Annotated in this window: 17 protein-coding genes; 11 read left to right on the forward strand and 6 right to left on the reverse strand. The window is 56.8% G+C overall.

Going from position 1 to position 22,012, the window contains the following annotated elements; translation table 11 throughout:
• The first annotated feature begins 226 nt into the window (after nucleotides 1–226).
• Nucleotides 227–1,231: a YafY family protein gene (locus Q8K09_RS12650; protein WP_305255324.1), complete on the forward strand. Its 1,005-nt coding sequence runs from the start codon at nucleotides 227–229 to the stop codon at nucleotides 1,229–1,231.
• Between the two features lie 104 nt (nucleotides 1,232–1,335).
• Here the strand turns inward: Q8K09_RS12650 and hsdR are convergent, their stop codons facing one another.
• From hsdR to Q8K09_RS12665, 3 genes are read right to left on the reverse strand one after another with little or no spacing between them, the layout of a single operon-like run.
• The gene (hsdR, locus tag Q8K09_RS12655) at nucleotides 1,336–3,867 is read right to left on the reverse strand and encodes an EcoAI/FtnUII family type I restriction enzme subunit R (protein ID WP_305255325.1); all 2,532 of its coding nucleotides are present in this window, start codon (nucleotides 3,865–3,867) and stop codon (nucleotides 1,336–1,338) included.
• Nucleotides 3,867–4,988, reverse strand: a complete 1,122-nt coding sequence (locus Q8K09_RS12660) for a restriction endonuclease subunit S (protein WP_305255326.1) — start codon at nucleotides 4,986–4,988, stop codon at nucleotides 3,867–3,869. Before Q8K09_RS12660 ends, hsdR begins: the two co-directional genes overlap by 1 nt.
• Nucleotides 4,985–6,451 carry an N-6 DNA methylase gene (locus tag Q8K09_RS12665; RefSeq protein ID WP_305255327.1) on the reverse strand — a complete coding sequence of 489 codons (1,467 nt, stop codon included), beginning with the start codon at nucleotides 6,449–6,451 and terminating at the stop codon, nucleotides 4,985–4,987. Before Q8K09_RS12665 ends, Q8K09_RS12660 begins: the two co-directional genes overlap by 4 nt.
• 288 nt (nucleotides 6,452–6,739) lie before the next feature.
• Here Q8K09_RS12665 and Q8K09_RS12670 point away from each other — a divergent pair, with 288 nt between their 5' ends.
• From Q8K09_RS12670 to Q8K09_RS12680, 3 genes are all read left to right on the forward strand, one after another.
• Nucleotides 6,740–7,306, forward strand: a complete 567-nt coding sequence (locus tag Q8K09_RS12670; RefSeq protein ID WP_305255328.1) for a recombinase family protein — start codon at nucleotides 6,740–6,742, stop codon at nucleotides 7,304–7,306.
• 704 nt (nucleotides 7,307–8,010) lie between these two features.
• Nucleotides 8,011–8,223, forward strand: coding sequence for a cold-shock protein (locus tag Q8K09_RS12675; RefSeq protein ID WP_305255329.1), 213 nt, complete (start codon nucleotides 8,011–8,013; stop codon nucleotides 8,221–8,223).
• A gap of 189 nt (nucleotides 8,224–8,412) precedes the next feature.
• Nucleotides 8,413–8,913 (forward strand): RDD family protein, encoded by a 501-nt coding sequence (locus tag Q8K09_RS12680; protein ID WP_305255330.1) that lies wholly within the window; start codon nucleotides 8,413–8,415, stop codon nucleotides 8,911–8,913.
• 49 nt (nucleotides 8,914–8,962) lie between these two features.
• Here the strand turns inward: Q8K09_RS12680 and lptG are convergent, their stop codons facing one another.
• Nucleotides 8,963–10,024 (reverse strand): LPS export ABC transporter permease LptG, encoded by a 1,062-nt coding sequence (gene lptG, locus Q8K09_RS12685; protein ID WP_305255331.1) that lies wholly within the window; start codon nucleotides 10,022–10,024, stop codon nucleotides 8,963–8,965.
• On the reverse strand, nucleotides 10,017–11,138 hold the full coding sequence (gene lptF, locus Q8K09_RS12690; protein WP_305255332.1) for an LPS export ABC transporter permease LptF: 1,122 nt from the start codon (nucleotides 11,136–11,138) through the stop codon (nucleotides 10,017–10,019). Before lptF ends, lptG begins: the two co-directional genes overlap by 8 nt.
• A gap of 142 nt (nucleotides 11,139–11,280) precedes the next feature.
• Between lptF and Q8K09_RS12695 the strand changes: the two genes are divergently transcribed.
• The 7 genes from Q8K09_RS12695 to rlmF all read left to right on the forward strand — a co-directional run bounded on the left by Q8K09_RS12695 (nucleotide 11,281) and on the right by rlmF (nucleotide 20,290).
• Nucleotides 11,281–12,771 (forward strand): leucyl aminopeptidase, encoded by a 1,491-nt coding sequence (locus Q8K09_RS12695; RefSeq protein WP_305255333.1) that lies wholly within the window; start codon nucleotides 11,281–11,283, stop codon nucleotides 12,769–12,771.
• 272 nt (nucleotides 12,772–13,043) lie between these two features.
• Entirely contained in the window at nucleotides 13,044–13,463 is a 420-nt protein-coding gene (locus tag Q8K09_RS12700) for a DNA polymerase III subunit chi (protein ID WP_305255334.1), read from the forward strand.
• Between the two features lie 10 nt (nucleotides 13,464–13,473).
• Nucleotides 13,474–13,854 (forward strand): DNA polymerase III subunit chi, encoded by a 381-nt coding sequence (locus tag Q8K09_RS12705; protein ID WP_305255335.1) that lies wholly within the window; start codon nucleotides 13,474–13,476, stop codon nucleotides 13,852–13,854.
• 179 nt (nucleotides 13,855–14,033) lie between these two features.
• Entirely contained in the window at nucleotides 14,034–16,880 is a 2,847-nt protein-coding gene (locus tag Q8K09_RS12710; RefSeq protein ID WP_305255336.1) for a valine--tRNA ligase, read from the forward strand.
• 406 nt (nucleotides 16,881–17,286) lie between these two features.
• The gene (gene nhaD / locus Q8K09_RS12715) at nucleotides 17,287–18,660 is read left to right on the forward strand and encodes a sodium:proton antiporter NhaD (RefSeq protein WP_305255337.1); all 1,374 of its coding nucleotides are present in this window, start codon (nucleotides 17,287–17,289) and stop codon (nucleotides 18,658–18,660) included.
• Between the two features lie 53 nt (nucleotides 18,661–18,713).
• Complete coding sequence (locus Q8K09_RS12720) at nucleotides 18,714–19,010, forward strand: winged helix-turn-helix domain-containing protein (RefSeq protein WP_305255338.1); 297 nt, start codon at nucleotides 18,714–18,716, stop codon at nucleotides 19,008–19,010.
• 242 nt (nucleotides 19,011–19,252) lie between these two features.
• Nucleotides 19,253–20,290, forward strand: coding sequence for a 23S rRNA (adenine(1618)-N(6))-methyltransferase RlmF (gene rlmF / locus Q8K09_RS12725; RefSeq protein ID WP_305255339.1), 1,038 nt, complete (start codon nucleotides 19,253–19,255; stop codon nucleotides 20,288–20,290).
• Nucleotides 20,291–20,379: 89 nt separating this feature from the next.
• Here rlmF and Q8K09_RS12730 read toward each other — a convergent pair whose 3' ends face one another.
• Nucleotides 20,380–21,624, reverse strand: a complete 1,245-nt coding sequence (locus Q8K09_RS12730; protein ID WP_305255340.1) for an SLC13 family permease — start codon at nucleotides 21,622–21,624, stop codon at nucleotides 20,380–20,382.
• Nucleotides 21,625–22,012: the final 388 nt, after the last annotated feature.

Below are 22,012 nucleotides of genomic sequence, written 5' to 3' on the forward strand. Positions count from 1 at the left end.
TGGTAACGTTGGGCCCGGGTCAGCTGCCGGTAATGCGTAGTCATCTGCGCTTGAATCCTTTGGTGTGAGAGCCTGGATTCTACCGGTGGCTGGCCCTCTGCCTATCGTTTCAAGCGTTGCACTTATTCTATGAATTCAGGCCCTAGCTCTGGCCTTGGTTTGGCCTTAACGGGTGCCAGTACCCCATTAAATCCACATATCAGACTTCACTCTTGTAAGGACTTCCATGCCTGCCGCGAACAGCCGAAGCACGTTGAGCCGCCAGTGGGAATTGCTCAAGATGTTGCCTAACCGAATGCCAGGCGACACCGCGCAAATGCTGACGGCGCGGCTCGCCGACGCGGGCTACAAGATCAGCAAGCGTACTGTTGAGCGCGACCTCAATGAGCTGTCCCTGGTGTTCCCCTTGCAGTGCAATGACAAGGGCAAACCTCAAGGCTGGTACTGGGTGCCAGGTGCCCCCTCAGATCTGCCTGGAGTATCGCTGAGCGAAGCCCTGACACTGCAGATGGTTGAAAACGGCCTACGCCCCCTTTTGCCGAGCAGTATCCTGAAAAGCCTTGAACCGCGATTTGCCCAGGCAAGGCACAAACTGGATGCTCTTACCGGGCATGTACCAGCAGCGCGCTGGATCGACAAGATTGCCAGCGTACCGCCAGAGTTGAATCTGATCGCGCCTGACATTGATGAGAAATTGCTTGAGGTCATACAGCAAGCGCTGCTGGACGACCTGCAAATAGCATCGACCTACTTCTCTGCACACACCAATAAAATGCGAAACCTGACACTCAACCCCCTGGCCCTGATTCTGCGCGGCAACATCACCTACCTGAGCGCCACAGTTGAGCCCTATAGAGATGTACGTTTGTTCGCCATGCATCGTTTCAGACAAGCCGAAATCCTGCCGATTGCCGCCAGAAGGCCAGATGACTTTGATCTGAAAACCTATATACGGGGTGGCGCGCTGCAGTTCAGTCAGGGCGAAATGATCCAGCTTAAAGCCATCATCAGTGATGAACTGGCAACTCAACTCATAGAAACACCACTCTCACATGACATGCTGATCAACACGAAAGCAGGCATACATGAGCTAAGTGCAACGGTGCTTGATAGCTGGCAGTTGCATTGGTGGGTGCTGTCGCAAGCAGATGGTATTGAGGTGTTAGCACCTCAAACACTGCGTACTGATATTAGCAAAAAGCTGAAACTGGCCTGCGAGCAGTATGAATAAGGCAAGCCAACCACAGCCCCACATTCACTAAGGAAATATGTGCGCGCTCCACAGCAATGACTGCGCCTTGCCTCAACTCAGAGGCAAGGCGCACCGCTAGCGTCCTAGCCTTCATACAAAAACCGCTGAAACCCTACAAAGGTTTTGTTGATAACGTCAGGTGAGCCGATCACAGAGGTAGCGTCTCTGATAGTGTTGTACTTCAGCTCAAGTAAAACTTTCATCTTTTTCGGTGACAATTCAGCCACGCCATCTTCGATGTATTTACTGAGCACGAAATCAATAAAGTCCTGTTGCTTCTGATCCACAAAAGCATGATTGATGGCCGGCTTTGCCATGTCTGCACGTTCTTTGCGCGTATGCGTTTCGGCTGCGTAGGCTACATACGCTAAAACGTCATACACATCGCTGTCTTTGGCGTCGATCAGATCCTTCATGCTATCCAGTGTTTCTTCGTCGTAACCGGCCTCACTCAGATCGAACTGCAGCTTCTCCCTGGTAGTTGGATCACTCCATATCTGGCGCAGTTGGTCTTCGTTCTCAAAGAATCTAGGCAAATCGTCAAACAGGCGCTCAACAAATTCTTTAGCCGTAATAGGCTTACCATCAGGGCTCCAGTACATCACTGATGAGACATGGTGAATCTGTCGAGCTTTGCCATCACTCAAGTTGAACAGAATCTTTTCCTTCTTGGTGCACACACAGGGTGCCGCATTACATTCTGAGCAAAGTATCGGCTGACATGTGCAAGGAGATGAACCACATTCAGCGCACGTTTGCGGCTGGCATGTGCATTGCGCAGTACCACATTTGGCGCAAAGCTTTGGACAACCACAGGGGCTAAAGCCGCACTCTGTGCAGGGTTCTTTAACGCAACTGCAGGGTGTGTTTTCGCAAACCTCACAAGGCTCACCAGCTGGCTCTGGCTCACCGTCCCAAGCGGGGTCAGCGAAATTATGATGCGCTTTCACAAAGTCAAAAACGGTGAAGTATTCCTTACCATCGTACATGCGCGTACCGCGACCAATGATCTGCTTGAACTCAATCATATTGTTGCAGGGGCGCATCAGTACGATATTGCGCACGTTGCGCGCATCCACGCCAGTTGAAAGTTTGCGTGAGGTAGTAAGAATGGTAGGAATGGTTTTTTCATTATCCTGGAAGGTCTTCAGGTCGGTTTCACCTGCAACGCCATCATCCGCCGTAACTCGTACACAATAGAAGGGGTTAGTCGTCCAGCCTTTTTTTACGGCGTATTGATTGATGTAATCACGCACATTGCCAGCGTGTTCTTGGGTCGCGCAAAAAACGATGGTTTTCTCATGGGGCTTAAAGCGATCCATCCAATATTGGACACGCTTTATTTCGCGCTCTGGGATGGTGATTAATCGATTAAAATCACCCTCTTTGTAGACCTTGCCGGCTTCAGGCTCACCCTTTACGACGACACCATCTCCAGGGGTAAACACGTACTCATCCATCGTGCCGACGACGGGGTACACCTTAAAGGGTGTTAAGAAACCGTCGTTAATGCCTTCTTTAAGGGCGTAGTTGTAAACCGGATCACCAAAATAATTGTAAGTGTCGGCGTTGTCAGTTCGCTTAGGGGTAGCCGTCAAACCTAGCTGCACGGCAGGCGAAAAGTAATCCAGAATTTCCCTCCACGAACTTTCATCATTAGCGCCGCCACGGTGACATTCATCCACAATCACTAGGTCGAAAAAATCCGACGGGTAACCACCAAAGTACGGTGTGTCGTTACCATCCGCATCTGTGCCTCCGCTCATGAAGGTTTGGAAAATAGTAAAAAACACGCTGGCGTTTTTCGGCACCGCACCTGTCTTTTTAATCTCCCCTGGATTAATGCGCACAATGGCATCTTCACCAAAGGAGGCGAAGTCGTTAAAAGCCTGGTTAGCCAAGAGATTACGGTCAGCCAAGAACAGGATGCGCGGCCGTTTTTTTGCTGCACTGGGGTTCTTTTGTGCTTGCAGGCTCCAGCGACTATTGAATAATTTCCACGCGACTTGGAAAGCAATACAGGTCTTACCAGTGCCCGTAGCCAGCGTGAGCAAAATACGCTGCTTACCTTTGGCGATGGCCTCCAACGCATTGTTGATGGCATTTTCCTGATAGTAGCGGGGCTGCCAGTCACCTTTTGACTCAAAGGGTATTTGGCCAAAACGCTCACGCCACACAGAAGCGAACTCGGGCTCAGCTTGGCCGCTCTCTGGGCTAAAAGTCAGCTCCCACATTGCCTCAGGGCTTAAGAACTGCTCAACCAGCCCTTCTTCCCCTGTGAGCATATCAATCTGATAAATCTCATGACCATTGGTGGCGTAACCATAGCGGCACTGTAATCGCTTTGCGTAATCCTTTGCCTGGCGAACGCCCTCGGTATAGCTGAGGCTCTCCTGCTTGGCTTCAACCGCCGCCAGCTTGCGGCCACGGTACTCAAGGGCGTAATCACTGCTTAGGCTAGAAGCGCGTTTGCCCCCACCAATAATACGCCCCAAAGTGATGCTTACCTCACGGCGAATATAGCTTCCATCAACGTCGCCCCAGCCAGCCGCAATTAGCTTGGGATCGATCAAGTCAGCGCGTGTATTGGCCTCGTTGCGATTACCTGATGACATTAAGCAGCATCTCCATTGCTTTTGTTGTTTGACAGTTCGCCCGAAAAAGCTTTATGCAGCAGTGCTTTTTTCAACTCATCAAGCGCGGCAATTTTTTGTTGATAGATAGACTCCAATCGTTGAGTTTCTTCTTTAATAGAGTCCATTCTCGACACTATGCGTTGTTGCTCATCTAAACCTGGAAGAGAGATTTCTAACTCTTTAATCATCCCAATTTTTAGAAATTTCGTGCCTGCGCCAACAGATTGCTCCTTAAATCTTTTCAAGCTTTTTAGAATTTGAAAATACAAGAAACGATATAAAACCCGTGCATTGGCATTCACAGTGATAACATAGGTTCTCTGGTAAGCATTGAACTTACCTTTATAGTGCTTAACATTAAAATCACCAACAGCATTGTTTCCCGCAAGAAGAATCGCTTCACAATCAAAAGCAAAATCATCAATTGCGTAAATAGATCTTGAACACGTAAAAAATGGATATTTACCATTTTCAACTGCCGCATTCGCATCAAGTTTTCCTGTTTTTATATCAACCAAATCACCTAAGAAAGCCTTTTCTGAAAAATCACTATGCAAATTACTTTCAAATAATTCACGGGCGTTTTTGAGGTTCTGTTCGGCGTTAGCGCGTGCGGCGGTGATACCAGCAAAGACTTCGTCGAGAATGGCGACGATGCGCTGTTGTTCTGGAAGAGGAGGGACGGGGAAATCAATATCTAAAATTTGCTTTGAAGAAATATGCTTCACAGTCGTATAGCCTGTGACATCTTCAATTGCCTTTAAATAGCTATTTACCCCGTAAAACAAAAAACGAGGTGTGATTTCAGTGGCAAATTTTTGAAGGCGACACACTCGTTGATTTAGTAGGGCTTTTCCACCAATCCACTGATAACAGCCAAACTCGCCATCCATTCCAATAAGCAAGTCTCCGGTATCGACCAGATACTTCGCATCGTACTCACCGCTAAAAAATGTCTGACTCTCAATGCCCGCCTTTAAACTACGAATTCGAATCAGCGGTACTCCGCCAGTAGAGCTGAAGCGTTCAGAGTCGAAGGCATATCCATTCTGGACTTCCAGCACATCACTAAGTTTTCTGGTGACCCATCCAGAGTTCATAGCATGGTCCTGATCTTCGCAAGTACATCCGCGCTCTCAGCATCTAGATCCGCGATTTCGATCATGATGTCTTGCGGACTGCGATGCTCAACAGATTCACCACTGTTCGGATTTCTCGCTGATAGGTCATAGCTACCAGCATCAATAGCAGCTGCATCCACCGACCATGAATTATCCGAATCTGCGAATGTCTTTTGCAGTTCAACAAACTCAGCCAAGTCGTTGTCATTTAGCGGATTGGTCTTACCCAGTGAACGGCCAACATCTAACTGGTAGAACCAGATTTTTTGTGTCGGCTCGCCTTTGGTAAAAAACAGCACCACTGTTTTTACGCCTGCGCCCAAAAAAGTTTTGGCAGGACAGTCGAGTACCGTGTGCAGATTACAGTTTTCAAGCAGGTCTTTACGCAAGGCAACGGCAGCGTTGTCGCCATTGGACAGGAAGGTGTTTTTAATCACGATGGCAGCACGACCGCCAGGTTTCAGCATTTTAATAAAGTGCTGCAAAAATAAAAAAGCGGTTTCAGCGGTTTTAATGGGAAAGTTCTGCTGAACTTCCGGACGCTCTTTACCGCCAAAAGGTGGGTTGGCCAAAATCACGTCGTGCTGGTTGCTGGGCTGAATATCTTGCAGGTTTTGCCCCAGTGTATTGGTGTGAATCACATTGGGGGCTTCAATGCCATGCAGGATCATGTTCATGATGGCAATTACGTAGGCTAACGACTTCTTCTCTTTGGCGTAGAAGGTGCGTTCTTGCAGGGTTTTCAGATCATTAGTGGAAAGTGGTTTCTTGTCTCGCCCGCCTTGGCGCAGATAGTCATAAGCTTCACACAGGAAACCCGCCGAACCAGCAGCACCGTCATAGATGGTTTCACCTATCTGTGGCTTGACGACATCAATCATGGCGCGAATCAGCGGGCGCGGTGTGTAGTACTCACCTCCGTTTCTGCCAGCGTTTCCCATATTTTTGATTTTGGTTTCGTAGAGGTGCGACAGCTCGTACTTTTCTGCCTGTGAGCGAAAGCGCAATTCATCGACCTTCTCTAGCGCATCACGCAGTGAGTATCCCGATTGGATTTTATTTTTGATTTCACCAAAAATTTCGCCAATCTTGTACTCAATGGTATCCGGGGACTCGGCTCGTTGCTTGAAGCCTTTGAGGTAGGGGAATAGCTCGCTATCCACATAGTCCATCAGGTCATCGCCGGTAAGGGCATTGTTGTGGTCAAAATTACCGGCAGCGTCTTTCGGTGCCGCCCACGTTCCCCAGCGATGGGCATCATCAATAATGTACTGGTACTTCTCGCCCATCAGCTGGGCAGCTAAAGCCTTCTCGCCTTCTAAGTCATCAAGGTACTTAAGAAACAGCATCCAAGAGGATTGCTCTGTGTAATCCAGCTCGCTGGAGCAGCCGGCGTCTTTGTGAAAGATGTCATCAATGTTTTTGAAGGCTTGTTCAAACATGGGGGCTTCGAGTCCTTTCGGTCGAGAAAACAACATTGCGTTGGCTGCATTATGCTTGCGAAGGCAATATTTTGCAGCGCTACCCCACACACGGCCCCCCCGATACAGCCCTATGGTTACGGACCTATTTTTCGGAGATGGGCTTTCTCAGACCACCCCTAAGGTCAGAAACGACCGGTTTTGACACCGTCACCCATCAAACGGTTATCTAGTGTCAAAATATAGGCTTGACTGATTATGGCACCTAACAAATAATGACCCTATGATTTTGACACCAAGAGGCCTCTCATGTCTCGAACCTTTGCCTACTGCCGCGTCAGCACTCTCGGCCAAACCACCGAGAATCAAATCCAAGAAATAAAAGCTGCAGGCTTCGATATTCAACCGCAACGCTGCATCGAAGAAACTGTCTCAGGCTCAGTCCCTACCAGCGACCGAAAAGGCTTTAACAAGCTGCTTGAACGCATGGAGCAAAATGACGTGCTGGTCGTGACCAAGCTGGACCGACTTGGCCGCAACGCGATGGATGTACGCTCAACCGTGGAGCTGCTGGACGACAGGAGCATCAAGGTTCACTGCCTGGCGCTAGGAGGGGTTGACCTTACCTCGCCAGCCGGAAAGATGACGATGTCAGTGATCGCCTCGGTAGCCGAGTTTGAGCGGGATTTGCTGATCGAGCGGACGCAGGCGGGATTGGCGCGGGCAAAGTCCGAGGGTAAGTCCCTTGGTCGCCCGCAAAAAGCGGCAGCGATGGATGTTCAAAGGCTTAAATTGGCTCACCACTCGCAGAGTGAAGTGGCAAAACAATTGGACGTTTCGCTCAGCACTGTAAAAAGGCTTTGGAACAGGGCATAAGTAGCAAATTATCCTGAATGGATAACATCATCGAGCGAAAGACGTATGCGCCCAAGGTCCGCAGTCGTCCCCTCTCCGCGGCCAGCGACAGCTCAGCGCTGGCATCTATCGTTCGTAGCAGAGAGTTAAAGCTTAAAGCTGCGCTCACAGGCATCTAGCAAACCAAAACGGTTCAATCTATCCAGCCGGGCTGGATAGGCACGCAGGGCGTTGAAAAGCGGGTAGATTTGTGAGTAGACGCAGGCACCACATCCTAATGAAAGCCTCTAAAACGCCACTTTAGCTGTAGTATTCGAGTCTCCCCCGGGCACCATACAAACATATCAGGCCGTACCCAAACGACCTGAACCCCTAGAGAACCGGCCCCTGAGCCGGTTTTTTATTGCCTGTGATTCACGTCCCCGCGCAAAAGCTCAGCGGGAAGACCGGTAAGCCTGCGTTAGTAGGGTGAGCGCGAGCGGAGAGTTCAGCATCACCAGCGGCGGTTCAAAGATCTGCTGGATAACGCCTAAAGCACGGCCCCCTGCGAGGGGGCATTTGCCTTTGAGTTGGCGTAGAGTAATTTCCACTGCGTTTGCATGGGTCGCTGCAAAGCGTGGCCTGGTACAGCAGATCGTCCATTCGACGTCGCATCATTCTTTGCAGCCAGTCTCAGCCCTCTATTGCCAGAGGCTGTCATTAACCCCGGCGCAAGGATATAAGGCATGTCAAATCGCCAGAGCGGTACGGTCAAGTGGTTTAACGACGAGAAAGGTTTCGGCTTTATTACCCCTGAAAGCGGTGCGGATCTATTCGTGCACTTTCGGGCGATTGAGGGCAACGGCTTCAAGAGCCTTAAAGAAGGCCAGAAAGTCAGCTTCGTAGCTGTTCAGGGTCAAAAAGGCATGCAGGCTGACCAGGTGCAAATCCAGGAATAACCCTGCGGTGCTGAAGAACCCCTTATGGCGACGTCGGTTTTTTTATGGCGCGGTCATCGTTAGTTGTTACACGCCTTTGCAGGAGCGAAATAACGCCCTCGACATTTAATACGGAGATAGTTTTTTATCTCATCAATACCGCGATTCGCATCGCCAAGACTTAGCGCCTTATTGCATATCGAGCCCAACATGCCCAAACATCTGCTGCGCCCGCAGGGTGACTTCCCCTCTGCAGGACTTCCTCGTCGCCTCGCGGCGATGTTCTACGATTTTCTGCTGTGCCTGGCCCTGCTGATCGTCGTGACCTTTGCCTACAAGCTCGCCCTGATGGGCTTTTACGGCGAAGAGCAGCTCAAGCAGCTCTCCGATGCCGGCGCACTGGATGGCGACCCTTTACTGTCCACCCTGCTGGTACTCAGCCTGTTTGGCTTCTTCAGCAAATTCTGGACGCACAGCGGCCAAACCCTGGGCATGCAGGTATGGGGCATTCGCATCCAGAACGCCGACGGCACTGCCATCAGCCTCTGGCAGGCCTTGCTGCGCTTTCTGGTCGCCATTGCCTCCTGGCTGTGCCTGGGCCTGGGATTTTTCTGGGTGCTCTGGAACAAGGACAAGCGCAGCTGGCATGACATCTACTCCGACAGTCACACCGTGCAGTTGCCGAAGAACATCCACAAGAACACGCCGTAGAAAAACCAAAAAGCCGGCGCATGCGCCGGCTTTTTGTCAACGCCAGGAACTATCCCGCGCGGCGCAACAGCCAGACCCCGGCCAAAGCGCAAATGGACGCGGGTATCAGTACGGCGAACAACGGCGAGAAACCGAATACCAGACTGGAAGGCCCGAGCAAATCCTGGGTAATCTGGAACACGAAGCCCACCACCACGCCAGTGAAAACCCGCTGCCCCAAGGTTACCGAGCGCAATGGACCGAAGATAAAGGAGATAGCCATCAGCACCAGCGCGGCGGTCACCAATGGCTGCAGCACTTTGGTCCAGAACGCCAGCCAATACTGGCCGTTATTCAAGCCCTGCTCAGCCAGGTAGTGGATATAACGCCACAAGCCGGTCACCGACAACGCGTCAGGTTCCAGCACCACAGTCCCAAGCAACTGCGGGTTCAACTCGACATCCCAGCGCTCACTCGGGGCTTTCACCACTTCAGTGCTGCGCTCACGAAAATGCGTGGTTACCACATTTTCCAGCTGCCAATGATCGCCCTGATACTGCGCACGGCGGGCAAAGCTGGAAGACAGCATGTGGCGCTGATCATCGAAGCGATAACGGGTCACACCAAACAGGACGCCATTGGGCTGCACCGCGTTGATGTGCACGAACTCCTCACCCTGGCGATGCCACAGGCCGCGCTTGGAGCTCTGCGCCTCACCAGCGCCCTGAGCCATGGCGCGATCCGCCTGCGCCCGATTCTCGCTCCAGGGCGCCAGGTACTCACCGATCAGAATGCCCGCCAGCATCAACACCAGCATGGGCTTCATTACCGCCCAGACGATGCGCCCGATTGAAACCCCGGCTGCGCGCATGATGGTCAGTTCGCTGTTGCTGGCCAGGCTACCCAGCCCGACCAGGCAGCCAATCAAGGCCGCCATCGGCAGCATCTCGTAGACGCGCCTTGGCAGAGTCAGAAAGACGTACCAGGCAACCGCCTGCAAACCGTAATTGTCGCCAACGTCGCCCATCTCATCGATAAAGGCGAACAGCAGTGCCAAGCCTACGATAACCCCCAGCACAGTGAGGATTGCGAAAAACACCTGGGTACCGATGTAACGATCAAGTCTAAGCATGAGCCACCTCCGACCCGGCACGGCGACTGGCCCACTTCAGACGCAACGGCTCCCAGTAAAGCAGCACAAGACCAATCAACAGAAACACTCCATGCACCCACCACAGCCCTAAAGCCTGAGGGATTCGCCCTTTATCCAGCGCACTACGCGCCGCGATCAGCAGTGCCAGGTAAGTCATATACAAGAGGATTGCCGGCAGCAGCTTGAGAAAACGACCCTGGCGCGGATTGACCCGCGACAGCGGCACCGCCAGCAGGGTCACGATAAACACCAGCAAGGGCAGCGACAGGCGCCACTGCAATTCGGACTGCAAGCGCGGATTGGTACTGCCGATCAAGTCACGGGTCGGTACCGCTTCACGCTCGCTGACCTCGCCACTGACCGAGGGCTTGGGCAACAGCACGCCATAGGTGTCGTACTGGATCGCCCGGTAGTTGGCTTCGCCCGGGTTGCCGTCGTAACGGAAACCGTTCTGCAGAATCAGATAGCGACTACCGTCGGCCTGAATTTCCTGGCGCCCGCTTTCCGCCACCAGCACGGTGATGCCGCGCTCCTTGTCGCCCTCGCGGGAAAAACGCTTCTCAGAGATGAAAATACCGGCCAACTCGCCACGATCTGCCGACAGCTCCTTGGTGTAGGTCACCCGTGAACCGTCCTTCATGGCTTGGAACCGCCCAGGCACCAGGGTATCGAACTCGGTCAGGGCATCCTGCTCGTTGAAAATCTTCGCCACCTGCGCCACGCCCTGGGGCGCCAGGCCCATGCTCAACCAGGCCACCAACAGGGCGACCAGCAAGGCCGGCGCCAGGCTGTAGACCAGCAAGCGCTGCTGACTCATGCCGGTGGCCGAAAGCACCGTCATCTCGCTGTCGAGATAGAGCCGGCCGTAGGCCATAAGGATGCCGAGGAACAGCCCCAACGGCAGGATCAGCTGCAGGAAGCCCGGCAGGCGAAAGGCCATGATCATGAACAACACGCCCGGGTCCAGCAATCCCTGGGCCGCCTGCGCCAGGTATTTGATGAAACGGCCACTCATTATGATCACCAGGAGCACGGCACTCATCGCACTCAAGGTAACCAGTACTTCACGAGACAAATAACGGAACACGATCAAACCAGACACTCCAGGGTTGTCAGGCTCAGGCGGCTACGATCACACTAGCCACACTGTTTGCCGGTTCGCACGCAGACGAACCATCGAAAAATAACCGGCATTATCCTGCAATAACGACTCATTGTCTTGGGGACACCACGCCATGGAATTTATTGTCAAAAGCGCTCGCCCGGAAACCCTGAAAACCGCCACGCTGGTCATTGCCATCGGCGAAGGCCACACGCTCGGTGAAACGGCGAAAGCAATTGATAACGCCAGCGCCGGGGCGATCAGCGCGCTGCTCAAGCGCGGCGACCTCGCCGGTAAACTTGGCCAGACCCTGCTCGCGCACAACCTGCCCAATCTCAAGGCCGAGCGCGTACTGCTGGTCGGCAGCGGCAAGGAGTCTGAACTATCGGACCGCCAACTGCGCAAAATGATCGCCTCCGTGCATGGCGTATTAAAAACCCTGGGCGGCAGCGATGCGGTGCTGGCTCTGGACGAAATCCAGGTCAAAGGCCGTGACGCCTACGGCAAAGCCCGCCTGATCGTCGAAAGCCTGGCCGATGGCGACTATCAATTTGATCGCTTCAAGAGCGAGAAAGCTGCCGCCAAGGCGCTGAAGAAGCTGACCCTGCTCAGCACCAAGGCCGACCAGGCCGATGTCGAGCGCGCGACCCAGCACGCCCAGGCGATTGCCTGCGGCATGGCGTTCACCCGCGACCTCGGCAACCTGCCGCCCAACCTGTGCCACCCCAGCTATCTGGCCGAAGAAGCCAAGACCCTGGGCAAGACCTACAAGAACCTCAAGGTCGAAATTCACGACGAGAAAAAACTCAAGGAACTGGGCATGGGCGCCTTTCTCGCCGTGGCCCAGGGCAGCGACCAGCCACCGCGCTTGATCGTGCTCAACTACCAGGGCGGCAAGAAAAACGAAAAACCCTTCGCCCTGGTCGGCAAGGGCATCACCTTCGACACCGGCGGCATCAGCATCAAGCCGGCATCCGGCATGGATGAAATGAAGTACGACATGTGCGGCGCCGCCAGTGTCTTCGGCACGCTCAAGGCTGTGCTGGAGCTGCAACTGCCGATCAATCTGGTGTGCCTGCTGGCCTGCGCCGAGAACATGCCGAGCGGCGGCGCTACTCGTCCTGGCGACATCGTCACCACGATGAGCGGGCAGACCGTGGAAATTCTTAACACCGACGCCGAAGGCCGCCTGGTGCTGTGTGACACCCTGACCTACGCCGAGCGCTTCAAGCCGCAGGCGGTAATCGACATCGCCACCCTCACCGGCGCGTGCATCGTCGCGCTGGGCAGCAATGTCTCCGGCCTGATGGGCAACAACGAGGAACTGGTGCAGCAGATTCTGGGCGCTGGCCTGGCCGCTGACGATCGCGCCTGGCAGCTGCCGCTGTATGACGAGTACCAGGAACAGCTCGACAGCCCGTTCGCCGACATCGCCAATATCGGCGGACCAAAAGCCGGCAGCATCACCGCAGGCTGCTTCCTGTCGCGCTTTGCCAAGAAGTACCACTGGGCGCACCTGGATATCGCCGGCACCGCCTGGATCAGTGGCGGCAAGGAAAAAGGCGCCACCGGCCGACCGGTGCCGATGCTGACCCAGTACCTGCTGGATCGCAGCCAAGGCTAACAGGCCATTAAAAACGACTGCGCTTGACTATGCTGCGTTGAAACGAAGCGAAGCGCAGTAACAGCCTCCGGCTGGCCCGCAGGGTGAACGAAGTGAATAAATCAGGCTAAAAATGCTCATGTACAACAGTACACTCCGCTTTTAGCCTGATTTCGCCTTGCTACGCGCCCCGGCCTAGTCTTCGCTCGCTACGTTTTTAAACGGCCTGGCACATTTTGCAGAGGCGATGCCAATTCGCTTCAATGTATATATTGAGCACCACCGAAATCACCATGCCCCGAATAGAATTTTACGTATTGTCCTCCAGCGCCCCGGCAGACCGCCTGCGCGCGGCCTGCCAGCTGGCGATGAAGGCCTGGCGTGCCGGCTTGCCGGTGTTTCTGCGCGGTTGCGATAACGAGCAGTGCGCTGCGCTCGACGAACTTCTCTGGCATTTCAAGGCCGAAGCATTCGTACCGCACAATTTGCACCAGGACGACCCGCTAGCGCCGGTAGTGATTGGCCTGGACGAGGAGCCGAGCGCTCAACAAGGCGTATTGATCAACCTGAACCCGAACCTTTCGCCTTTTGTCGAACGGTTCAGCCGGGTGATTGAGATCGTCAACCAAGAACCCGATCTACTGTCCGCCTGCCGGGAAAACTTCCGCAGCTACCGCCAGCGCGGCTATGATCCGAAACGAGTCGAACTTTAAGTTCTGCACCATGGACACACCAAAACCACCGCAAAAACCCACCTATTTGCTGGACGACCTTGAGTCGATCCGCCAACTGCTGGGCGACGAAAATCTTGACCCACCCCTGCTGACCGATTCGATCGATCCAGACACTATTCCTCTGCTCTCGGATATCGTCACCCCGCCACTGGCACCGAGTTCTGCGCCAACTACCGAGCCCGCCCAGGCGACATCCCTGCGCAGCAGCATCCATCGCGACAGCGAATTGAACCGCCTGGACAATGAACTACGCGCTGCCGCCGAGCTGATTCTGCAGGATGTGATCGACGACTTCGTGCCGCAGATCGAGGCCGAACTGAAACGGCGCCTGCAAGCGCGCCTGACTCGCTTGCTACCGCCGCGCAAATAGCAATTCCCGTAGCCCGGATGCAATCCGGGAGCGTTTACCAGGCGCAGAAATCCCCGGATTACATCCGGGTTGATCGGCCCCGCCAGTCCGCAACTCCCAGGCCGGCCTTACGCCCCGCGCACCTTCCCCGTTATACTTGTCGGCTTTTCCGACCAGCCGTCATAAGGGTCCCGCCGCGCATGGACAAGACCTACCAGCCGCACACCATTGAAACCGCCCTGTATCAGAACTGGGAGGCGAACAACTATTTCGCCCCGCAGGGTGCAGGCGAGCCTTACACGATCATGATCCCGCCGCCGAACGTCACCGGCAGCCTGCACATGGGTCACGGGTTCAACAACTCGATCATGGACTGCCTGATTCGTTTCCGCCGCATGCAGGGCCGCAAAACCCTGTGGCAACCGGGGACCGATCACGCCGGCATCGCCACGCAGATGGTGGTCGAGCGTCAACTGGCCGCTGACGGCATTGGCCGTCACGACTTGGGCCGCGAGAAATTCCTGGAGAAAGTCTGGGAATGGAAGGAGCAGTCCGGCGGCACCATCACCCGGCAGATTCGTCGCCTGGGCAGCTCGGTGGACTGGTCGCGCGAGCGCTTCACCATGGACGACGGCTTGTCCGAGTCGGTGAAAGAAGCCTTTGTCCGTCTGCATAAAGACGGCCTGATCTACCGCGGCAAGCGCCTGGTCAACTGGGACACCAAGTTCCACACCGCCATCTCCGACCTCGAAGTGGAAAACCACGACGAGAAAGGTCACCTGTGGAACCTGCGCTACCCGCTGGCAGACGGCAACACCACGGTTGACGGCCAGCACTACCTGATCGTCGCCACCACCCGTCCGGAAACCATGCTCGGCGACAGCGCCGTGGCGGTTAATCCAGAAGACGAGCGCTATAAAGCCCTGATCGGCACCTTCGTCGAGCTGCCACTGGTTGGCCGGCGTATTCCGATCATCGCCGACGATTACTGCGACCCCGAGTTCGGCACCGGTTGCGTGAAAATCACCCCGGCCCACGACTTCAACGACTACGAAGTCGGCAAGCGCCACAACCTGCCATTGCTGAATATCTTCGACAAGGACGCCGCCGTTCTGGCGCAAGCCCAGGTGTTCAATGTCGACGGCAGCGTCAACAGCGAGATCGACGGCAGCCTGCCGGCCGAATACGCTGGCCTGGATCGCTTCGAGGCACGCAAACAAATCGTTGCTGCCTTCGAGGCCGCTGGCCTCTTGGAAAGCATCGACGACCACGCCCTGAAAGTACCGAAAGGCGACCGTTCCGGCACCATCATCGAGCCGTGGCTGACCGACCAGTGGTACGTCAGCACCAAGCCGCTGGCCGAGAAAGCCATCGCGGCGGTCGAGAGCGGTGAAATCCAGTTCGTACCCAAGCAGTACGAGAACATGTACTTCAGCTGGATGCGTGACATCCAGGACTGGTGCATCAGCCGTCAGCTCTGGTGGGGCCACCGCATCCCGGCCTGGTACGACGATGCCGGCAACGTCTATGTCGGCCGCGACGACGCGGAAGTACGCGCCACCCACAACCTGGGCGATGCCAACCTGCGCCAGGACGAAGACGTGCTGGACACCTGGTTCAGCTCCGGCCTGTGGACCTTCTCAACCCTCGGCTGGCCGCAGCAGACCGAGGAGCTGAAGACCTTCCACCCCACCGACGTGCTGGTCACCGGCTTCGATATCATCTTCTTCTGGGTCGCCCGGATGATCATGCTGTCGACCCACCTGACCGGGCAGATTCCGTTCAAGACCGTGTATGTGCACGGCTTGGTGCGCGACGGCCAAGGCCAGAAGATGTCCAAGTCCCAGGGCAACGTGCTCGACCCGTTGGATATCGTCGACGGCATTACCCTCGACGAGCTGCTGGAGAAACGCACCAGCGGCATGATGCAGCCCAAGCTCGCCGAGAAGATCGCCAAGCAGACCCGCGCCGAGTTCCCCGAGGGCATCGCCGCCTACGGCACCGACGCCCTGCGCTTCACCAACCTGGCGCTGGCCTCCACCGGGCGCGACATCAAGTTCGATATGGGCCGGGTCGAGGGGTATCGCAACTTCTGCAACAAGATCTGGAACGCCGCCAACTTCGTGTTGGAAAACACCGACGGCCAGGACTGCGGCGTCAATGGTGAGCCGGTCGAGCTGTCCTCGGTGGACCGCTGGATCATTTCTTCGCTGCAGCGCACCGAAGCCGAAGTGACCCGCCAGCTCGACGCCTTCCGCTTCGACCTGGCCGCGCAAGCGCTGTACGAGTTCATCTGGGACGAGTACTGCGCCTGGTACCTGGAGCTGGTCAAGCCGGTGCTGTGGGACGAAACCGCACCCATCGAGCGCCAGCGCGGCACCCGCCGCACCCTGATCCGTGTGCTGGAAGTGGCGCTGCGTCTGGCCCACCCGTTTATGCCGTTTATCACCGAAGAAATCTGGCAGCGGATCAAGGCGCAAGCCGGCTGCTCTCAAGGTGCAGAGCGCGACGACACCATCATGCTGCAGGCCTGGCCGGTGGCTGCTGAGTCGCGCATCGATGCCGCTGCCGAAGGCGATATCGAGTGGGTCAAGCAGCTGATGCTCGGCCTGCGGCAGATCCGTGGCGAGATGAAAATCTCCATGGCCAAGCGCATCGACATCATCCTGCAGAACGCCAGCGCAGAAGACCTGCGCCGGCTGGCCGACAACGCGCCGCTGCTCAATAAGCTGGCCAAGCTGGAGTCGGTACGCGTGCTGGAGGCCGGCGAACAAGCGCCAATGTCCGCCACCGCACTGGTTGGCGACATGCAGGTGCTGGTGCCAATGGCCGGACTGATCGACAAGGACGCCGAACTGGCGCGCCTGGACAAGGAGATCCAGCGCCTTGAGGGTGAGGTCAAACGAGTCGGCGGCAAGCTGGCGAATGAAGGCTTTGTCGCCAAGGCGCCGGCCGAGGTGCTCGACAAAGAGCGCGCCAAGCTGGCCGAGGCCGAGCAGGCGCTGGGCAAGCTGGTCGAACAGCGCGAGCGTATCGCCAGCCTGTAAGCCAAAACCACGTCGCAAACTCCAAGCCCGCCGTCGCCAGACCGCGGGCTTTTTTATGCGTGACAGCCCATCAATTATGTACCGCGCCGATAAACCATGGCGCCCTGCCTGCGGCGAGTGACCCTGTGGACTGGATCAATGGGTCGGCGCGGCCGTAGGGCGGCCGGGGCGCCGTCCGTTCGGAGCGCAGCGACAACCCGCCAGAGCGCGCTACCGTATGTCGGTGCAGCCCACTGCAAGCCATAAAAACTCTTCTTGCCTGCCGTCAAGGCGATGCGACATTTAGTCACGATTAACGACCCCTGCGTACCTCATGCCTTCCAGTAACCGACCTATTGGTGCATTCTGCCGCCCATTATTTTTCTAAACATTTCGACCCTTAAACCTCTGACTGGAAACCTCGCCTATGTATGCCTACATGCTTATGGCCGTGATCTTCGTGCTCGGCTATCTATGCATCGCCCTGGAACACCCGCTGAAAATCGACAAAGCCGCATCGGCACTGCTCACCGCAGTGCTGGCCTGGACGGTACTGGTGTTAAGCGCAGACAGCATCCTGCCGCTGATTGAAGCAGGTGCCCACGCGACCAATAACACCGACCTGGTGGTCGGCGAACTGCGCCATCACCTCGGGGAAATCTCCGAGATCCTGTTCTTCCTGATGGGCGCCATGACCATCGTCGAGCTGATCGACGCCCATGAAGGCTTCAAGGTCATCACCGACCGCATCCGCACCACCAAACGGGTGCATCTGCTCTGGCTGGTAGGGCTGATCACCTTCTTCCTATCTGCCGCACTGGACAACCTGGCCACCACCATCGTGATGATCTCCTTGCTGCGCAAGCTGATTGACGACAAGCATGAGCGCTGGTTCTACGCCGGCATCGTGGTAATCGCCGCCAACTCCGGCGGCGCCTGGTCGCCGATTGGCGACGTGACCACCACCATGCTGTGGATCGGCAACCAGGTTACCGCCACCGGCATCATCTATAAGCTGTTCTTGCCGAGCCTGATCTGCCTGCTGGTGCCGCTGACCATCATGAGCTTCGTGCTCAAAGGCGACATCAAGCCACCAAAGGTCAAAGAAAGCCGCGAGAGCCGTCGCGACCCGACCACCCCATTCGAGCGTAACCTGGTGTTCTGCCTGGGCCTCGGTGCCCTGTTGTTCGTGCCGGTGTTCAAGACCATCACCCACCTGCCGCCGTACATGGGCATTCTGTTCGGCCTTGGCGTGCTCTGGGTTACCACCGAAATCATCCACCGCAGCAAGAACAGCGAAGACAAAGACCCGCTCTCGGTTGTCGGCGTACTGCGCCGTATCGACGTTACCAGCGTGCTGTTCTTCCTCGGCATCCTGCTGGCCGTATCCAGCCTCTCCACTGCGGGTCACCTGACGCAAGTCGCGTCTTACCTGAAGGACAGCCTGGGCAACGTCTACACCATCGCCATGTCGATCGGCCTGCTCTCCGCCGTGGTGGACAACGTGCCCATGGTCGCCGGTGCCATGAAGATGTATCCGCTGATCAGCGCTGAAGCACTGGCAGCAGCTGGCGGCGATAGCTGGCTGAGCAACTTCGTGGTCGACGGTAACTTCTGGGAAATGCTGGCTTACTGCGCGGGGACTGGCGGTAGCTGCCTGATCATCGGTTCGGCCGCCGGTGTAGCGGCCATGGGCATGGAGAAAATCAACTTCATCTGGTACGTCAAATACATCAGCGGCCTGGCTTTTGTCGGCTATATCGCCGGCGCGCTGAGCTACATCGCCCTGTTCGCCATGTAAGCTAAGCAGCGAGGCGGCTGTCATGCCGACAGCCGCCTCACGCAGGAGCGATTATGGAAATCAGTAAAACCCGCACCAGTTTCTACCGCCGCCTCTATGTGGCCTGGCTGATCGACAGCGGCATGGCTTGCAGCGTGCCTGCCCTGATGGACGCCACCGGCATGCCACGGCGCACTGCCCAAGACACCCTCGCGGCATTGACCGAACTGGATATTGACTGCGTGTTCGTCCAGCAGACGGGCGAGCGCAATAACGCCGGGCACTACGCCATTCGCGACTGGGGCGCGATCAACCCGCAATGGATCGCTGCCAACCTGGCACAGATCAAGACCACACTGGGTTATCCCTGAACAAGCGACTCACCCGCTCGACACCCTGAACGCGCTGGCGCTACCGATCGACCACCCGGCCAGCAGCTGGCCCGGCGCATAACAGGAGACCGTGACCACTCCCTCGCTTACTGCGGCCACCTGCAGGCGCCCGCTCGTTTGGTTCAGCAGCACTGAAACCATGCTATCGAGCACACTCTTTTCAGCACAGCCGCTGCAGCTATGGGAAAATGCCGCGCTTCGCCCCTGCCGATACCGCCCGCATGTCATCGCCAACTAAACGCCCCAGCCGTAAACCTTCCGCGCCCCGCTCTCCTGCCTCGGCTAAACCCGGCGCCGGTAAGCCCGATGCCGCCAAAGGCCAGTTGCATCCGCGCAACCGCCACCAGGGTCGCTATGACTTCCCGGCACTGATCAAGGCCAGCCCAGAGCTGGCAGCCTTCGTGATCATCAATCCCTATGGCAATGAGAGCATCGACTTCGCCAACCCGGCAGCGGTCAGGGTGTTCAACCGGGCGCTGCTCAAGCAGTTCTACGGCATCGCTCATTGGGATATTCCGGCCGACTACCTGTGCCCGCCGATTCCGGGCCGCGCCGACTACCTGCACTACCTGGCCGACCTGCTGGCCAGCTGCAATGGCGGCGAGATCCCGCGGGGCGCCCAGGTGCGCGCCCTGGATATCGGCATCGGGGCCAACTGCATCTACCCGTTGCTGGGCAATCGCGAGTACGCCTGGCAGTTTCTCGGTTCGGATATCGACCCCACAGCCATTGCCTCGGCCAAGGCCATCGTGCAGTCCAACCCCGGACTTGCCGGGGCTATCGAGCTGCGCCAGCAGCCGGACAGCCAGCACATCTTTCAGGGGTTGTTCGGAACCACCGAGCGCTTCGACCTGACGCTATGCAACCCGCCGTTCCACGCCAGCGCGGAAGAGGCCAGCAGCGGCAGCAAACGCAAATGGCGCAACCTGGGCAAGCTCGACCCCAAGCGCAAACTGCCGGTACTGAATTTCGGCGGCCAGGCAGCGGAGTTGTGGTGCCCGGGCGGCGAAGCGGCCTTCGTCGCCCGCCTGATCACGCAAAGCGCGCAGCATGCCCAGCAGGTGTTCTGGTTCACCAGCCTGATTTCCAAGGCCAGCAACCTACCCGGCGTCTATAGCGCCTTGAAACAGGCCGGCGCACTCGAAGTGCGTACCGTGGAAATGGCCCAGGGCCAGAAGCAGAGCCGCTTCGTCGCCTGGACCTTCCTCACCCCGCAGCAGCAGCAAAACTGGCGGCAGGAACGCTGGAAAACCCTGTAGAAGCCAGCGTGCTACGTCACCGCGTCCCGGTGATCGTCGGGGGTAACACAACACATCGCCAGCAAGCTGTCTCCTACGGAGGCGATGCCCTACCAGGGCAACCAGCCGCCATAGCCCAGCCATAACCCCGCAACGGCCATGCTCAGCATGGTCACCGGAAAACCGCTGCGGGCAAAGTCGACGAAGCTCAGCGCCACGCCCTGGCGCCGCGCGCTTTCAGCGACAATCAGGTTGACCACGCTGCCGATCAGCAGCAGGTTGCCGGCCAGCGTCGACATCACCGCCAGGCCAACCAGTAGCGACGGCGACGCATCCGGCATCAGCCCCAACAGCAACACCACAAAAGGCACGTTGCCAATCAGGTTGCTGGCCAGCAGCGAGGCCGTCGCCAGCCCCACGACGCCCTCGGGCAACAGCCCATTGTCGCGTAACGTTGCGGCCACGCTGGCAACCTCCGGTAGACCCAACGCGGCGCCGGTTACCACGAACAGCCCGGCGAACAGCAACAGCAGATTGAGGTCGACCTTGTGCACGTAGTCACGGCTGTCGACGCGGCGTGAAATCATCAGCAAGGCGGCGATCATCAGCGCCGATAACTCGCGCGGGATCTGCGTGGCAAACAACCCGAGTAACACCAGACTGGCCAGCAGCGGCTTGAGATAGCTGTGCGCACCATAGATCCGCTCGACCGGGGTTTCCTCCACCGCCAACGGCTTGGCCACGCCCCAACGCTTGCGCCATTGCAGCCAGATAACTGCATAGGTGATCGCCAAGGCGGCCAGTGCCGGCGGCCCTGCAATAAAGGTAAACGACCAGAAATCCAGGCCGCCGGCCTGACCAATCAAGATGTTCTGCGGGTTGCCGATCAGGCTGGCCGAAGAGCCGGCATTGCAGGACAAGGCCAGGGCCAGCAGAAACGGCCGCGGATCGAGGCCACGCGCCAATAGGCTGTGACACAGCAGCGGGGTCAGGGCGAAAGCGACGATGTCATTGACCAGCAGCGCCGACAGCACGCCGCCAAGCAGTACCACACCACCCAGCAACCGCGCCGGGCGCTGTGCATGGTGGCTGAGTTGAGCATTGAGCCAGGCATAAACCCCAGAAAAATCGAACTGCGCAGAAATTAACATCATCGCCAACAGCAGCAATAATGCCCCGGCATCCAGATGGCTGGCCGCCTCGCCTGGCGACTGAACCCCGCAGAACAGCAGCACCACCGCCGCGCAGCCGGCGATCCAGCTGCGGTCGACGCGCAAACCTGCAATGCCTCCCGCAGCCATGCCAAGGTAGGTCATGACGAACAGCCCTAACACCACCCACGACGTTAGCGCCATGCTGCCCTCACCCATCAAGTGTTAGCGCCTTCACGCGCAGGATCCGCAGCACTCTAACTGCAGCGCCGCGCCGGGAGAAGCAGGGCAAGGCGCCAGTCGGCAAAAAAGCGGGTAACGCCTGGCACGACTGCAGCGTTGGGTTAGCGGCGTCCACGCGGTGGAGTTGTGCCCGACGCTTGCCGTAGCGCCCCGACAGCTGCGTAGCCCGGATGCAATCCGGGGCAAATCCAGCACCGAGCAACCGCTCCCGGATTGCATCCGTATATGGACTCCCCCCGTTTTGCCAGTGATACGCTCTTCAAACGAACCTAGGTACGACTGCTTCCGTATATCCGGCTTCTAATTAAGGCATTAGGTGCCTTGAGCCATAATGAAAATCCGCTCATGT

This window comes from Pseudomonas sp. (assembly GCF_030683065.1).
Classification (GTDB): domain Bacteria; phylum Pseudomonadota; class Gammaproteobacteria; order Pseudomonadales; family Pseudomonadaceae; genus Aquipseudomonas.

Excerpts from the sequence above, each read along its gene's own strand:
- Q8K09_RS12650 (WP_305255324.1), top strand. The coding sequence starts at position 227 with ATGCCTGCCGCGAACAGCCGAAGCACGTTGAGCCGCCAGTGGGAATTG.
- hsdR (WP_305255325.1), bottom strand. The coding sequence starts at position 3,867 with ATGTCATCAGGTAATCGCAACGAGGCCAATACACGCGCTGACTTGATC.
- Q8K09_RS12660 (WP_305255326.1), bottom strand. The coding sequence starts at position 4,988 with ATGAACTCTGGATGGGTCACCAGAAAACTTAGTGATGTGCTGGAAGTC.
- Q8K09_RS12665 (WP_305255327.1), bottom strand. The coding sequence starts at position 6,451 with ATGTTTGAACAAGCCTTCAAAAACATTGATGACATCTTTCACAAAGAC.
- Q8K09_RS12670 (WP_305255328.1), top strand. The coding sequence starts at position 6,740 with ATGTCTCGAACCTTTGCCTACTGCCGCGTCAGCACTCTCGGCCAAACC.
- Q8K09_RS12675 (WP_305255329.1), top strand. The coding sequence starts at position 8,011 with ATGTCAAATCGCCAGAGCGGTACGGTCAAGTGGTTTAACGACGAGAAA.
- Q8K09_RS12680 (WP_305255330.1), top strand. The coding sequence starts at position 8,413 with ATGCCCAAACATCTGCTGCGCCCGCAGGGTGACTTCCCCTCTGCAGGA.
- lptG (WP_305255331.1), bottom strand. The coding sequence starts at position 10,024 with ATGCTTAGACTTGATCGTTACATCGGTACCCAGGTGTTTTTCGCAATC.
- Q8K09_RS12695 (WP_305255333.1), top strand. The coding sequence starts at position 11,281 with ATGGAATTTATTGTCAAAAGCGCTCGCCCGGAAACCCTGAAAACCGCC.
- Q8K09_RS12700 (WP_305255334.1), top strand. The coding sequence starts at position 13,044 with ATGCCCCGAATAGAATTTTACGTATTGTCCTCCAGCGCCCCGGCAGAC.
- Q8K09_RS12705 (WP_305255335.1), top strand. The coding sequence starts at position 13,474 with ATGGACACACCAAAACCACCGCAAAAACCCACCTATTTGCTGGACGAC.
- Q8K09_RS12710 (WP_305255336.1), top strand. The coding sequence starts at position 14,034 with ATGGACAAGACCTACCAGCCGCACACCATTGAAACCGCCCTGTATCAG.
- nhaD (WP_305255337.1), top strand. The coding sequence starts at position 17,287 with ATGTATGCCTACATGCTTATGGCCGTGATCTTCGTGCTCGGCTATCTA.
- Q8K09_RS12720 (WP_305255338.1), top strand. The coding sequence starts at position 18,714 with ATGGAAATCAGTAAAACCCGCACCAGTTTCTACCGCCGCCTCTATGTG.
- rlmF (WP_305255339.1), top strand. The coding sequence starts at position 19,253 with ATGTCATCGCCAACTAAACGCCCCAGCCGTAAACCTTCCGCGCCCCGC.
- Q8K09_RS12730 (WP_305255340.1), bottom strand. The coding sequence starts at position 21,624 with ATGGCGCTAACGTCGTGGGTGGTGTTAGGGCTGTTCGTCATGACCTAC.